This is a genomic window from Pseudaquabacterium terrae (genome assembly GCF_013266755.1).
Classification (GTDB): Bacteria; Pseudomonadota; Gammaproteobacteria; order Burkholderiales; family Burkholderiaceae_C; genus Pseudaquabacterium; species Pseudaquabacterium terrae.
In genome coordinates, this window is record NZ_JABRWJ010000003.1 from 635,579 (window position 1) to 649,915 (window position 14,337).

Sequence of the window (14,337 nt, forward strand, 5' to 3'; positions counted from 1 at the left end):
CCTCACGGAGCCCACCCCATGAAACTGCTCACCTACCGCCATGCCGGCCGCGAAACCTTCGGAGCCGTCGTCGGAGACGGCGTGGTCGACCTCTCGCCCTGGCGCGATGGCGTAGCCACGCTGCGCGACTACATCGCCTGCGGCGGCTGGCGCGAAGCCGCCCAGCATGTCGAAGGCCTGCCGATCGCCGCGAAACTGTCGGAGATCGAGTACCTGCCGGTGATCCCGCAGCCCGAGAAGATCGTCTGCGCGGTGCGCAACTACCTCGATCACCACAACGAGGCGCTGGCCTCCGGCCTGCAGCGCGAGCTGTCGGACTTTCCGCCGATCTTCTTTCGCGTCTGGCGCACGCAGGTCGGCCACAACCAGCCGGTCGTGCGGCCGCGCGTGTCCGAGACGCTGGACTGGGAAGGCGAGCTGGCCGTGATCATCGGCACCGGCGGGCGCGACATCGCGGCGGCCGATGCCTGGCAGCACATTGCCGGCTACAGCATCTACAACGACGTCAGCGTGCGCGAGTGGCAGTTCCACGCCAAGCAGATCGCCGCCGGCAAGAACTTCCAGGACACCGGCCCGTTCGGCCCGTGGATGGTCACCGCCGACGAGATCGCGCCCGGCCGCACGCTCAAGCTGCAGACGCGCCTGAACGGCGAGGTGGTGCAGTCCAGCGACACCAGCCACCTGATCTTCTCGATCCCGCGGCTGATCAACTACGCCTCGACGATGGTCACGCTGTCGCCGGGCGACGTCATCGTCACCGGCACGCCCGCCGGCGTCGGCTTCGGCCGCAAGCCGCCGCTGTACATGAAGCCGGGCGACGTGGTCGAGGTCGAGATCGAGGCCATCGGCGTGCTGCGCAACCCGGTCGTGGCGCAGGCGTGATGAAGGCCGCCGCGTCCCGGGGTGCTCATGGGCATCCGCCGGCGCTGCAGCGCCGCACGCTGCTCGCCGGCGCGCTGGCGTCCGGCGCGGCACTGGCCGCGCCCTCTGTCTTCGCACAGGCCGTCTATCCGAATCGGCCGATCCGCGCGCTGCAGGGTTTCGCGGTCGGCGGCAACGCCGATGCCATCGCCCGGCTGGTCGGCGCGGAAATGAGCAAGGTGCTCGGCCAGCCGATCGTCGTCGAATCGCTCGCCGGCGCCGGCGGCACCAAGGCCGCCGGCGAGGTGGCCCGCGCCGCGCCCGATGGCTACACGCTGCTGCTGGCCACCGGCGGCCACTCGGTGGCCGGCGCGCTGCAGTCGAAGCTGCCCTACGACACCGTGGCCAGCTTCCAGGCGGTGTCGACCATCACCTTCTTCCCCTTCCTGATCGTCGTGCGGGCCGACTCGCCGTGGCGCAGCCTGGCCGACCTGCTGCCGGCCGCGCGCCACGCCGCCGAGGGCGTGGCCTGGGGCAGCGCGGGCGTCGGCACCACGCACCACCTGGCCGGCGAGCTGCTGGCGAAGTCCGCGGGGCTCAAGCTGCTGCACGTGCCCTACCGCGGCGACGCGATGGCCACCACCGCGCTGCTCGGCGGCGAGGTGCCGTTCATCATCGCCCCGGCCACCGCGGTGGAGGCGCACGTGCGCGCCGGCAAGCTGCGCGCGCTGGCCGTCACCGGCGCGCAGCGCTGGCTCGGCATGCCCGAAGTGCCGACCGTGGCGCAACAGGGCGTGGCCGGCTACGACGTCCGTTCCTGGGCCGGCTGGCTGCTGCCCGCCGGCGCGCCGAAGTCGGTGGTCCAGCGCCTGAACGAGGCCACGCGGCTGGCGCTGCTATCACCTGATGTGCGCGGCCGCCTGCGGCAGATGGGCGGCGAGGCCCAAGCCGGCACGCCCGACGACATGCACACACTCGTCGCGCAGGAGCTGCGAAAGTGGACGCAGCTGGCGCGCGACGCCGGCATCCCCAAGTTGTGAGAACGCCATGAGCCTGATCCAGATCCGCAAGCGCAGCCTGACGATCGAGACCGTCTACCACGAGGGCGGCCCGCCGCCGGCGCAGCCGCTGCGCCTGGCCGCCGCCTGCGCCGTCGTGCGCAACCCGTATGCCGGCCGCTACGAGCCCGACCTGCTGCCGTTCATGGCCGAGCTGCGGGGTCTGGGCACCTTGCTCGCCGAGGAAGTGGTGGCCGCGCTCGGCGGCGCCGACCGCGTGCAGGCCTACAGCAAGGCCGCGATCGTCGGCACCAGCGGCGAGCTCGAGCACGGCGCCGTGTGGCATGAAGCCGGCGGCTGGGCCATGCGCCAGGTGCTGGGCGAGCCCAAGGCCATCGTGCCGGCGGCCAAGGCCGTCGCCCACACCGGCTACCGGCTGATGGTGCCGCTGCACTACATCCACGCCGCCTACGTGCGCAGCCACTTCAACAGCTTCGAGGTCGGCATCCAGGATGCGCCGCGGCCCGACGAGATCCTGTTTGCGCTGGTGATGGCCGACGGCGGCCGCATCCATTCGCGCCTGGGCGGCCTGACGAAGGACCAGGTCTCGGTGCATGACGGCCAGCGCTGAAGCGGAGCAACACGATGAAGCAGATCCAACTCGACGCGCCCGGCGGCCCCGAGGTGCTCACGCTGGTCGAGCGCCCGCTGCCGGAGCCCGGGCCGGGCGAGGTGCGGGTGAGCGCGCGCGCCATCGGCGCCGGCGGCCCGGACGTGCTGATCCGCAACGGCAGCTACAAGTGGATGCCGCCGCTGCCCGCGGTGCCCGGCAACGAGATGGCCGGCATCGTCGATGCCGTCGGCGCCGGCGTGACGCGCCTGCAGCCGGGCCAGCGCGTGCTGGTCAGCGCGCGCGAGCTGCCGCAGCGCGGCGGCTGCTATGCCGAGGCGATCTGCGTGCCCGAGGGCGCGCCCTTCGTGCTGCCCGACAGCATCGGCTTCGACGATGCGGTGAGCCTGGGCAACTTCCAGCTCGCGCTGGCGCTGCTGGCCAGCAACGGCCAGTTGCCGGCGCAAGCCATCCTGGTGCCCGGCGCCGCCGGCGGCGTGGCCACGGCGCTGATCCAGGTCGCGCGCGAGCGCGGCCTGCGCGTGATCGGCACGGCATCCAGCGCCGCCAAGCGCAACTTCGCGCTGGAGAACGGCGCGCACGAGGTGATCGACGGCGACCCGCGCACGCTCACTTCAGAGGTCATGCGGCTGACCGGCGGCCGCGGCGTCGACCTGGCGTTCGACCACGTCGGCGGCGCGCTCTTCATCGCCTGCCTGCGCGCGCTGGCGCCCTGCGGCATGGCGGTGTCCTACAACATCCTCGGCGGTCCGCCCGAGGGCGACGTCTTCGCCGAGATGCGCCAGCTGCTCGGCCGCAGCCTGGCCATCCGCACCTTCTCGATCCATGCGATCGACGCCGACCCGGTGCAACGCCGCGGTCTGATGGACAGCGCGATCGCGCTGCTCGCCAGCGGCCGCGTGCGCGCGCCGAAGGCCACGCGCTTCAAGCTGGCCGAGGCGCGCCGCGTGCACGAGCTGCTGGACAGCGGCGGCACGCTCGGCAAGATCGTGCTCCAACCCTAGGCGATTCCCCATGACCGCTTCCTTCGCCCCACGCCTGTCCCACTTCGGCATGTTCTGCCGCGACATCGACGCGCAGGCGGCCTTCTACCGCCAGGTGTTCGGCATGGTCGAGACCGACCGCGGCCAGGGCATCACCTTCCGCATGGACCTGGTGTTCCTCAGCAGCAGCCCCGAGCAGCACCACCAGCTGGCGCTGGCCTCGGGCCGCGCGGCCGACGGCCCGAGCACCGTCATGCAGCTGTCGTTCAAGGTCGACACGCTCGACCAGCTGCGCGAGGCGCGTCGCCGCGCGCTGGCGCACGGCGCGATGAAGCTGCGCGGGCTGAACCATGGCAATGCGCTGTCGATCTACTTCAGCGACCCCGAGGACAACACCGTCGAGGTCTACCTCGACACGCCCTGGTACGTGACGCAGCCGCACGGCGATGCGCTGGACCTGGACCGTCCGGACGAAGAGATCTGGGCCGAGACCGAACGCGCCTGCCGCGCCGATCCGAGCTTCGCCCCGGCCGACGAGTGGCGCCGCGCCACGTTCGGCCCGCGCCCGGCCTGACATTCGAGACGCCCATGAAAGAAACCGACGTCATCATCGTGGGCCTCGGCCCCACCGGCGCCACGCTGGCCGGCCTGCTCGGCCAGCGCGGCCTGAGCGTGACCGTGTTCGACCGCCTGCCCGACCTGTTTCCGCTGCCGCGCGCGGCCGGCCTCGACCACGAGGTGATGCGCATCGCGCAGGAGCTGCAGGTGGCCGACCGCCTGGCCGCCCACATCGCGCCTTATCGGCCCAGCGAGTACCGCGGCATGCAGGGCCAGCTGATCAAGCGGCTGGATGCCGCGCCGCCGCCGCACCGGCTGGGCTGGGCGCCCAACTACGTCTTCGAGCAGCCGGCGTTCGAGCGCATCCTGCGCGCGCGGCTGGCCGAGCTGCCGAACGTGCACGTCGCCACCAGCGCCGAGGTGCGCGAGGTGGGCCAGGACGACCAGCACGCGTGGGCCGACGTGGTGTTGCCCGGCGACGCCGAACCGACGCGCCATGTCGCGCGCTGGCTCATCGCCTGCGACGGCGGCTCCAGCCCGGTGCGCAAGCGCCTGGGGCTGACGCTGGAAGACCTCGGCTTCGACGAACCCTGGCTGGTGGTGGACGCCATCGTCTCCGAGGCCAAGCTCGCCGAGCTGCCGCAGACGCAGGTGCAGTACTGCGAGGCCGAGCGCCCCTGCACCTACGTGGTCGGCGTGGGCCGGCACCGGCGCTGGGAGATCATGCTGCTGCCGGGCGACAGCCTGTCATCGGACTTTCCGGACGAGCAGCTGTGGCCGCTGCTCGAGCGCTGGCTCAAGCCCGGCGAGGCGCAGATCTGGCGCGCCGCGGCCTACCGCTTCCACGGGCTGGTCGCCAACCAGTGGCGGCGCGACCGCATCCTGCTGGCCGGCGATGCGGCGCACATGACGCCGCCCTTCATGGCCCAGGGCATGGTGCAGGGCATGCGCGATGCGCTGAACCTGGCCTGGAAGCTCGACGACGTGCACCGCGGCCGCGCCTCGCACCGGCTGCTCGACAGCTACCAGGCCGAACGCCGCCCGCAGGTGGTCGCGACCACCCGCGTCGCGATGGAGCTGGGCCGCGTGATCTGCGAACGCGACCCCGAGCGGGCCCGCGAGCGCGATGCGCGGCTGCTGGCCGAACAAGGCGGCCAGGTCAGCACGCGCTTCCGGCAGGACATGATCCCCGGCATCGCCGACGGCCTGATCGAAACCGCCACGCCGGGCGCCGGCAGCATCGTGCCGCAGCCGCTGGTGCGCGACGGCGAACGTTTCGTGCGCCTGGACGACGTGAGCGGGCGCGGCGTGCGGCTGGTGGCGATCGAGGCGCTGCGGCCCGACGAGGTCCGCGCGGCCCGGCAGGCGCTCGCGCCGTTGGGCGGCACGCTGGTCGTTCTAACTAATGAAATGAGCGCCGACGTGCCCGCCGATGGCGTGCCGGTGATCCACGCGGCCGAAGACGTGCCGGTGATGGCGCCGTGGCTCGCGAAGCTGGAACGCCGCTTCGCGCTGGTCCGTCCCGACCACTGCGTCTACGGCACCGCCGCGTCGCTCGACGAAGCGCTGACCCTGATCGCGCGGCTGCAGCAGAGTTTTCAGGAGGGCTTTTGATGACCGACATCCGTCGCGTGCTCGGCCTCTGCGGCAGCCTGCGCGAGCGCTCCTATAACCGCGCGGCGCTCGACGCCGCCGGCGAGCTGATGCCCGAAAGCGCCATCCTCGCCATCGGCGACTTCAGCGACGTGCCGGTCTACAACGCCGACCACCAGGCCGCCGGCTGGCCGGCGGCCGTGCTGGCGCTGGGCGATGCCGTGCGCCACGCCGACGCGGTGCTGATCGCCAGCCCCGAATACAACTTCAGCATCCCGGGCGGGCTGAAGAACGCGCTCGACTGGTTGTCGCGCCTGCCGGAGCAGCCCTTCAAGGGCAAGCCGGTGGCCATCATGGGCGCCGCCACCGGTCCGGTGGGCACCGCGCGCATGCAGTACGACCTGCGCCGGGTGCTGCAATTCCTGGATGCCGAGGTGCTGCAGAAGCCCGAGATCTTCATCGCGCACGCGGCGACGAAGGTGAACGCCGACGGCCGGCTCGTCGACGAGACGACACGCCGCTTCATCGGCGACCAGATGCGGGCCTTGGTCGAGCTGACCGCGCGCACGCGAAGCGCGCGCCCGATCACTTCCTGAGTTGGGAGTCAGGCCGCCTCGGCGGCCGCGGCGTCGAACGCCGACTGCACGTTGCGCAGCGTGCCGCGGATGTGCTCGGTGAGCAACGCGCAGGCGGTGTCGCCATCGCGGCGCAGCGTGGCGTCCATCAGCTTCTTGTGCTCTGTGGACTTGCGGCGCGCGGCCTTGCGAAAACGCGCCGAGAAACGCCGGTAGCGCTCGGCCTGGTCAAACAGGCTCGCGCTCCAGGCCAGCTGGCGCTGCGACGGGCAGGCGGCCACCAGCGCGGAATGGAAATCGCGGTGCAGGCCGCTCCATTCGTCGTCCAGGATGACCGGGCCGTCGGGCAGGCGCGATTCCACCTTCTCGAGCCGGTAGTAGGCGGCGACGATCGCCGCTTCCCAGGCGTCGTCGCCGTGCTCGATGGCTTCGCGCAGCGCTGGCACGTCGAGCATCAGCCGCATGCGCGTGATGTCGTGCAGGTCGTCGGGCGTCAGCGCCGCGACGCGGAAGCCGCGGCGCTCGTCGGCGCGCACCAGCCCTTCCTGCGACAGCCGGCTCAGCGCCTCGCGCAGCGGGCTGCTGGAAAAGCCGTAGGCGGACTGCAGCTCCTCGACCTTGAGCTTGACGCCGGCGGCGAAGGCGCCGGTCAGCACGTCCTTGCGCAGGCGCTGGAACGCCTGGTCGACCAGGGGCGGGGCATGCTCGGACATCATGGAATCCTTTCCTGCGTAGCGGCAATTCTATGCACAGAAGGCGCGATGTCCAACGGCCGACCCCGCGGCAGCGTTCATCCTCGCCGCGTCCCCATCAACACGAACAGCATCGTCGCCGGCCGGGCGCTGCGGTTGCGCCAGGCGTGGCGCGTGCCGTGCTGCACCACCACGTCGTGGCGCCGCAGGATCACCTCGCGGCCATCGTCGAGCTCGAGCACGATCTCGCCGTCGAGCACGACGTCGTAGTCGATGCTGTCGGTGGTGTGCATGCCCGGGTGCTCCATCTCGAAAGTCTCGGCCAGCCCCGGCGCGTTCTTCGCGAACTCGGCGCCGAAGGCGGCGCCGTCGAACTCGGGCCGCATCATCACCGCATCCGGCGGGAAGGTGACGAACATCAGCCGCGTCTGGCCCGGCCCGGGCACGAACGAGACCTGCGGCGTATCGTCCTTCGGTGTGCCCGCGCCGACGCGGCCCTCCGCCGCGGTGGACCAGATCAATGCCGACGCGAAGCCGGGCACGCTGTCGTACACGGCGCTGCGCGGCGCCGGCCCATCGGAAACCACGCCGCCGCGCCCTTCGGGGCCGACGCCGGTGACCACTCGCCTGACCTGCATGGCCGGCTCCTTCTCGTTCAGGGGTTGATGACGAAGTTGCTGAAGCCGCCGTTGCGCTGGGCGATGCCCGAGATCGCTTCGTTGACCTGGTCCAGCGGCGTGCACACGTGCTCGAAGACGGAAAGGTCCAGCGTGCCGGACTCGGCCATGTCGGCCATGGTCTGGCCTTCGGCGGCGGTGAACCAGGCCGAGCCTTCGATGCTCTGCTGATCGTCCATCATCGTGTGCAGGTCCATGCCGACCAGGCCCATGATCGCGCCGATGTTGACCGCGCGGCCGCCGCGCTTGAGCGCACGCACGCCCTGCTGCAGCGTTTCGTGCTGCGCGCCGGGGCCCAGCGCGTCGATGAACACGTCGACGCCGAGGCCCGCGGTGTGCTGCTTCGCCCACACGTCCAGCGGCTCCTTGTCGGTGATCGAGAAGACCTCGATGCGATCGGGCGCCAGCGCCTTCACGCGCTCGAGCAGCTTCTTGTCGCGCCCGGTGCCGAGGATCTTCGGCACGCCCATCGCCAGGCCGAACAGCGCGCCCCCGATGCCCAGCGTGCCGCTGATGCCGTTGACCAGCATCGTCTTGCCCGGCCCGAGGCCCGCCTTGCGCATCGCCGAATACATCGTGCCCAGGTAGCCGAAGCGGGCGGCCTGGTTGAAGCTGACGCGATCGGGCAGCTTCACCAGCGCGTACTGCGGTGCCACCATGTACTCCGCCAGCCCGCCGCCGGGATAGTTCTTGTACAGCTTCAGCGAGTTCTGCGAGAAGCCGAAGTAGCCGCTGAACGCGTAGTGCGTGCAGTTGATCAGGTCGCCCGCGCGGCAGGCGCGGCAACCGCCGCAGTACAGGCCCGGGTTCACGTAGACGCGGTCGCCGGGCGACCAGCAGTGCACGTGCGAGCCGACCTTGACGATCTCGCCCGCCGGGTCGAGGCCGAACACCGCCGGCAGCGGCGGCAGCGGCAGCTCCGGGAACCAGGTGGTCCAGTTGGCCAGGATGTTGCCCAGGTTGGGCACGATGCCGCAGGCGCGCACCCGCACCAGCACGTCGTTCTGCCCGGGCTCGGGAATCGGCAGCTGCTCGATCCGCATCGGTTCGCCGACTCGGTGCAGGCGGGCTGCTTTCATCGTGTTGATGGTACTCATGGGGGTGCTCTCCTAGTGATGCACAGACCGAATTTTGTGCATACTTTAAGAACTACCCACGGAGCCGCCATCAGGTCAAACCCGTGTCCCGGTCCGATCGCGAACCGGTGCCCGGCACTCCCTGGCACGCGTAGACTGCTTTCAAACCCAGCCCGAGCGGTGAAGCAGTCGATGGCGGCAAACGCGCAGAGCGCCGAGCACAGGCCGGCGCAGTCCATCCTGATCGTCGACGACGTGTCGGCCAACCTGCAGGTCATCACGCGCCAGCTGGAAGCGCGCGGCTACGTCGTGCTGGTGGCGCGCAGCGGCCTCGAGGCGATCCAGCGCGCCGAGCTCACGCATCCCGACCTGATCCTGCTGGACGTGGTGATGCCGGGCCTGGACGGCTTCGAAACCTGCCGGCGCCTGAAGCAGCGCGCCGTGACGCGCGACATCCCGGTGATCTTCATGACGGCGCTCACCGCCACCGACGACAAGGTCGAGGGCTTTCGTGTCGGTGCGGTGGACTACGTGACCAAGCCGCTGAATGCCGACGAAGTGGTGGCCCGCGTGGCCACGCACCTGACGCTGGATGCGCTGCGGCAGCAACTGCAATCCTCGAACGCCGAGCTGCAGCAGCTCACCGCGGCGCTACGCCGATCGAATGCCGAGCTCGAGCAGCTCGCCTACGTGGCCTCGCACGACATGCAGGAACCCCTGCGCATGGTCGCCAGCTACCTGCAGCTGGTGGCCCAGCGTTATGGCGACCGGCTCGATGCGGATGGCCATGAGTTCATCGGCTACGCGGTCGACGGCGCCAAGCGGATGCAGGCGATGATCAACGACCTGCTGACGCTGTCGCGCGTCAGCACCAAGGCCCGGCCGTTCGCGCCGACCGACTGCGCGAAGTGTGTCTCGACCGCCCGGATCCAGCTGCAGGTCGCGATCGCGGAAAGCGGCGCCACGATCACCACGGACACGCTGCCGATCGTGCAGGGTGATCCGACGCAGCTGCTGCAGCTGTTCCAGAACCTGATCGCCAACGCGATCAAGTTCCGCGGCGAGCTGGCGCCGCAGGTGCACGTGGGTGCTCAGGCCACCGAAGAAGGCTGGCACTTCTCGGTCAGCGACAACGGCATCGGCATCGCGCCCGAGCACTTCGAGCGCATCTTCGTGCTGTTCCAGCGCCTGCACGGGCGCAACCAGTATCCGGGCACCGGCATCGGCCTGGCGCTGTGCAAGCGCATCGTCGAGCGCCACGGCGGGCACATCTGGGTCGAGTCGGCACCGGGACGCGGCTCGACGTTCAGGTTTACCCTGCCGCGCGCGGCGGCGAAGGGGTAAGGCGATCCGCCTGCCCTTCTCCGCCGGACCCGGAGCGCACAGAATCGGTGCCCGACCCTCTCGGTCACGAAGGAGGCCGCCATGATGCTCAGCAGCTTCGTCCGCACGTGCGTGGTGCTGATGGTCGCCGGCGTCCCGCCGGCATTCGCCGCCGACCCGCCTGACGCGAAAGCCCCACCTCGGCCCGAGAGCACCACCGTCACCGTGGTTCAGCCCAGCGACGTGCCGGTGCCGCGCGTCTTGCCGCCCTGCGCCCCGGGCAAGTGCCTGTTTGCGGGCCAGAAGGTGACTGTGATCGCCACCAAGAGCGCGATCAGCATCGCACTGCTCGAGGTGGAGGAGGAATTCGAGGCGGCCACCGGGGCCGAGCTCGACATCGTTCGCATGCCCGGTATCGAGCACTTCCCGACCATCATCTCCGACATGACCAACCGCATCGGCAAGTACGACGCGTCGATCGCCGGCGGCTGGTGGATCGGCGACATGGTCGCCGGCGGGCACCTGCTGTCCTACGACCAGTGGTACGACGACCCGCGCTTCCCGAAGTGGAGCGTCGACGACGTGCTGCCCGGCCCGCGCAACCTGCTGTCCTACGGCGGCAAGAAGTACATGGTCGCCTACGACCACGACGGCCAGGTGATGTACTTCCGCCGCGACCTGCTCGCCGATGCCCGGCACCAGGCGGCCTTCCGGCAGAAGTACGGCTACGCGCTGGCCGTGCCGCAGACCTGGGCGCAGTTCCGCGATGCGGCCGAGTACTTCACGGGTCAGGACCTGAACGGCGACGGCGTGCCGGACCACGGCATCGTGCTGGCGCTCAAGCCCGGCAGCCAGGGCATGTTCAACTACATGTCGCTGTCGGCCTCGTTCGTCATCGGCCCCACCAACGCACGGCTGTACTGGTTTGATCCGCAGACGATGAAGCCGCTGATCGAGAGCCCCGGCCACGTGCGGGCGCTCGAGGTGTTCGTCGACCTGGTGAAGTTCGGGCCGCGCGAGATGCTGACCTGGGACCACGGCCGCGGCTGGGACCACTTCCTTGCCGGCCGCGCGGCCTTCGCGCTGACCTGGGGCGACCTGGGCGCGCTGGCGCAGCAGACCGGCAGCAAGGTCAAAGGCAAGACCGGCGCCGCCCAGATCCCCGGCACCCACGAGTACTACGACCTGGTGCAGGGCAAGTGGGTGAAGACCGACGCCATCAACCGGGTCGGCAATACGACCGGCGCGTCCTGGGCCGGCGTGATCTCCAAATACTCGAAGGCCCCTGAAGCCACCTACTTCCTGTTGTCGCTGCTGGCGGCGAAGGAGAAGTCGCAGGTGTATGCCGCGCGCGGCTCCGACGGCATCGACCCGGGACGGCGCTTTCACTTCCTGCCGCCCGAAGGCACCGGCACCACCGAGCCCTACCTGCGCGCCGGCTGGGACGCCGCCGACATCCGCGACTACCTCGGCGCGTTCCAGCGCACCTTCAGCGACAAGCAGCAATTCCCCTATCTGCGCATACCGGGCGCCTACAGCTACTGGCTGGCGCTGGACCTGCACCTCGTCGAGGCGGCCAGCGGGCAGTTGAGTCCGGCGGCGGCGCTGAAAGCCGCCGTGGTCGATTTCGAGGAGATCACGATCCGGCTCGGCCGCGAGCGGCAACGCGAGGCCTATCGGACGTCGCTGGGCTTTTAGAAGACGGCTCATGCGCCGCTTCTTTCGAGCTGCGCAGCCGGGCATCGGCACCAGGCTGACCATCGGCTTCGGCATCCTGGTCGGGCTGACGCTGCTGGTCGTGGCGCTCGCCTTCGTGGCCGGCCGCGACGCAACGCGCGACATCGAATCGAGCGAGGCGGTGCGCGCCCCGGCCTCGCTGGCATCGGCCCAGGCGCAGGAGGCGCTGCTGCGCATGCAGCTTCACCTGCGCGGCTACCTGGTGCTTTCGGATGCCAGCGACATCGAGCAGTACGACGCGGCGCGCCAGGCGTTCGAAAAGGCACTGGCCTCCCTGCAGCGCCTGACCGACGGCTGGCAGCAGGATGAACGCAGCCGCGTGCAGGCGCTGACCGACGGTTATGCGCGCTGGAAGCTGCTGCCGCCGAAGCTGTTCGCGCTGCACGAGGACACGCTGCGCAACCGGCCGGCGCTGAAGCTGTCGCGCATCGACGTGCAGGCGCGGCGCGTGCGTGCGCTGGCCGAAACCGAGGCGATGATCGAACTGCAGAAGGCGCGCCCCGGCGATGCGGTCAATCGCGAGACCTTGGCGGCCATGCTCTCGTTCCAGAGCTCCTTCGACGCGCTGGCCACCAACGTGATGGCGTTCGGCGCATCGGGCGAGAGCAACTTCAAGCTCAACTACGCGCCGCAGCTGGTGGCCAATGCCTCGGACTGGAATGCGCTCGGTGCGCGGCGGCCCGCGCTCACCGCAGCGCAGCGCCAGCAGCTGGACAGCATCGCCGCGGCGCGCGCCGAGCTGACCGAGCTCGCGCTGCAGGTGCGCGCCATCCTCGACGGCGAGCGGGCCTACGAAGATCTGTACCTGTACCGCACCGAGCTCGTACCGCAAGCCCGGGCGCTGCTCGACCTGCTGCAGCAGATCACCGCGAAGCAGCAGCTCGATCTGCAGGCCGGCCTGGCACGCGCCCGCGACAGCCTGGGCCGCTCGCGCGCGCAGACGGTCGCCGGCGGCCTGGTGGCGATCGCCTTCGGCGTGGCGATGGCGTTCCTGCTCCGGCGCAGCATCGTCGGGCCGGTGCAGCGCCTGACCCACGTCGCCGGCCGGATCGCCGGCGGCGACCTGGCCGCGCGCGCCCGCGCCGAGGCGCACGACGAGATCGGCATGCTCTCGGCGAGCTTCAACACGATGACCGCGCGCCTGGCCGAGACGATCGGAAACCTGGAGTCCGCCTACGCCGAAGCGCAGCAAGCCAAGACCGCCGCGGAGTCGGCGAGCCGCGCGAAGAGCGGCTTCCTCGCCAACATGAGCCATGAGCTGCGCACGCCGCTGAACGCGATCCTCGGTTACTCGCAGATCCTGCGCAGCACCGCCGATCTGGACGAGCGCCATGCCGCCGGGCTCGACACGATCCAGCGCAGCGGCGAGCACCTGCTGCTGCTGATCAACGACATGCTCGACCTGGCGCGCATCGAAGCCGGCAAGGTCGAGCTGTTCGTCGACGACATGGATCTGCGCAACCTGCTGCGCACGGTCACCGACATCGCCGGCATCGAGGTCCAGCGCAAGGAGCTGCACCTCGACCGCGAGGTCATCGGCGAGCTGCCGGCCGCGCTGCGCGCCGACGAGAAGCGCCTGCGCCAGGTGCTGCTGAACCTGCTGAACAACGCGGTCAAGTTCACCCAGCGCGGCCGCGTCGGCCTGCGCGTCACCGTGCTCGACGCCGATGCGCAGCGCGTGCGCTTGCGCTTCGCGGTCGAGGACACCGGCATCGGCATCGACGCCGAACAGCTCGAACGCATCTTTCGCCCGTTCGAGCAGGCGGCCGATGTGCAGCGGCGCTTCGGCGGCGCCGGTCTCGGGCTCGCGATCAGCGGGCAGCTGGTGGCGCTGATGGGCAGCGAGATTCACGTCGAAAGCCGTGTCGGCAGCGGCAGCCGGTTCTGGTTCGACCTCGACCTGCCGCTGGCGACGCAGCGGCTGCAGCCGCCGCTGTCGGCCCTCGCCGGCATCGCGGGCTACGAAGGACCGCGGCGCAAGGTGCTGATCGTCGACGACATCGATGCCAACCGCGCACCGATCGTGCAGTTCCTCGGCCGCCTCGGCTTCGAGACGCTCGAGGCCGAGAACGGCGAGGTCGCCCTGCGCCGCGTGCAGGCGGCCCTGCCCGACCTGGTGCTGATGGACCGGGTGATGCCGGTGATGGATGGCGCTGAGGCCATCCGCCGGCTGCGCCGCATGCCGGGCTTGCGCGATTTGCCGATCCTGGTCGTGTCGGCCAATGCATCGATGGCCGACCAGCAGGAAAGCCTGGCCCTCGGGGCCAACGGCTTCCTGCCCAAGCCGATCGACTTCGGCCGCCTGCTATCGGAGATCGAACGCCTGCTCGGCCTGACGTGGCAGCGGGCCGTCGTCGAAGCAGCGGCCGGTGACAACGGCGCGGCGGGGCCGCTGGTGGCGCCGCCGCCGCAGGCGCTCGAGGCCCTGTTGCGCCTGGCCCACATCGGCAACATGCGCAGCATCCGCGCCCATGCCGAGCAGCTGGCGACGGCCGATGCGGTGTATCGCCCGCTCGCCGCGCGCTTGTGCCGGCTGACCGACGACTTCGAGTCGGCCGCGATCGTCGAGCTGCTCACGTCGCTGCAGGCCACCGGCTAGACTGACCCGCATCGCAGCCCCCCCGCACTTCGTG

General features: G+C 70.5%; 13 protein-coding genes. 10 read left to right on the forward strand and 3 right to left on the reverse strand.

All coding sequences use genetic code 11. The annotated features are described in order from the left end of the window. Positions 1 to 18 precede the first annotated feature (18 nt). Genes HLB44_RS12050 through HLB44_RS12080 form a run of 7 tightly spaced genes read left to right on the forward strand, consistent with a single transcriptional unit; the run spans position 19 to position 6,220 of the window. The gene (locus HLB44_RS12050; protein ID WP_173122811.1) at positions 19 to 882 is read left to right on the forward strand and encodes a fumarylacetoacetate hydrolase family protein; all 864 of its coding nucleotides are present in this window, start codon (positions 19 to 21) and stop codon (positions 880 to 882) included. Continuing rightward, positions 882 to 1,901: a tripartite tricarboxylate transporter substrate-binding protein gene (locus tag HLB44_RS12055; RefSeq protein WP_173122812.1), complete on the forward strand. Its 1,020-nt coding sequence runs from the start codon at positions 882 to 884 to the stop codon at positions 1,899 to 1,901. Before HLB44_RS12050 ends, HLB44_RS12055 begins: the two co-directional genes overlap by 1 nt. Positions 1,902 to 1,908: 7 nt before the next feature. Beyond that, the gene (locus HLB44_RS12060; protein WP_173122813.1) at positions 1,909 to 2,490 is read left to right on the forward strand and encodes an amino acid synthesis family protein; all 582 of its coding nucleotides are present in this window, start codon (positions 1,909 to 1,911) and stop codon (positions 2,488 to 2,490) included. A 14-nt stretch (positions 2,491 to 2,504) separates the two neighbouring features. Beyond that, the gene (locus tag HLB44_RS12065; protein WP_173122814.1) at positions 2,505 to 3,494 is read left to right on the forward strand and encodes a zinc-dependent alcohol dehydrogenase family protein; all 990 of its coding nucleotides are present in this window, start codon (positions 2,505 to 2,507) and stop codon (positions 3,492 to 3,494) included. Positions 3,495 to 3,504: 10 nt separating this feature from the next. After that, positions 3,505 to 4,047: a VOC family protein gene (locus tag HLB44_RS12070; RefSeq protein WP_173122815.1), complete on the forward strand. Its 543-nt coding sequence runs from the start codon at positions 3,505 to 3,507 to the stop codon at positions 4,045 to 4,047. Positions 4,048 to 4,061: 14 nt separating this feature from the next. Further along, a complete protein-coding gene (locus HLB44_RS12075) occupies positions 4,062 to 5,645 on the forward strand; it encodes a bifunctional 3-(3-hydroxy-phenyl)propionate/3-hydroxycinnamic acid hydroxylase (protein WP_173122816.1) in 1,584 nt (527 codons plus the stop codon). Continuing rightward, a complete protein-coding gene (locus tag HLB44_RS12080; protein WP_173122817.1) occupies positions 5,645 to 6,220 on the forward strand; it encodes an NADPH-dependent FMN reductase in 576 nt (191 codons plus the stop codon). The genes HLB44_RS12075 and HLB44_RS12080 overlap by 1 nt, the downstream gene beginning before the upstream one ends. 8 nt (positions 6,221 to 6,228) lie before the next feature. Here HLB44_RS12080 and HLB44_RS12085 read toward each other — a convergent pair whose 3' ends face one another. The 3 genes from HLB44_RS12085 to HLB44_RS12095 all read right to left on the reverse strand — a co-directional run bounded on the left by HLB44_RS12085 (position 6,229) and on the right by HLB44_RS12095 (position 8,665). Beyond that, positions 6,229 to 6,912, reverse strand: coding sequence for a GntR family transcriptional regulator (locus tag HLB44_RS12085; protein ID WP_246312198.1), 684 nt, complete (start codon positions 6,910 to 6,912; stop codon positions 6,229 to 6,231). Between the two features lie 77 nt (positions 6,913 to 6,989). Further along, entirely contained in the window at positions 6,990 to 7,529 is a 540-nt protein-coding gene (locus HLB44_RS12090; protein ID WP_173122819.1) for a cupin domain-containing protein, read from the reverse strand. Between the two features lie 17 nt (positions 7,530 to 7,546). Continuing rightward, the gene (locus tag HLB44_RS12095) at positions 7,547 to 8,665 is read right to left on the reverse strand and encodes an alcohol dehydrogenase catalytic domain-containing protein (RefSeq protein ID WP_173122820.1); all 1,119 of its coding nucleotides are present in this window, start codon (positions 8,663 to 8,665) and stop codon (positions 7,547 to 7,549) included. 159 nt (positions 8,666 to 8,824) lie between these two features. Between HLB44_RS12095 and HLB44_RS12100 the strand changes: the two genes are divergently transcribed. From HLB44_RS12100 to HLB44_RS12110, 3 genes are all read left to right on the forward strand, one after another. After that, complete coding sequence (locus HLB44_RS12100) at positions 8,825 to 9,988, forward strand: sensor histidine kinase (RefSeq protein WP_217283618.1); 1,164 nt, start codon at positions 8,825 to 8,827, stop codon at positions 9,986 to 9,988. 81 nt (positions 9,989 to 10,069) lie between these two features. After that, positions 10,070 to 11,665, forward strand: coding sequence for an ABC transporter substrate-binding protein (locus tag HLB44_RS12105; RefSeq protein ID WP_217283619.1), 1,596 nt, complete (start codon positions 10,070 to 10,072; stop codon positions 11,663 to 11,665). Between the two features lie 10 nt (positions 11,666 to 11,675). Beyond that, positions 11,676 to 14,303, forward strand: coding sequence for an ATP-binding protein (locus tag HLB44_RS12110; RefSeq protein ID WP_173122821.1), 2,628 nt, complete (start codon positions 11,676 to 11,678; stop codon positions 14,301 to 14,303). Positions 14,304 to 14,337 lie beyond the last annotated feature (34 nt).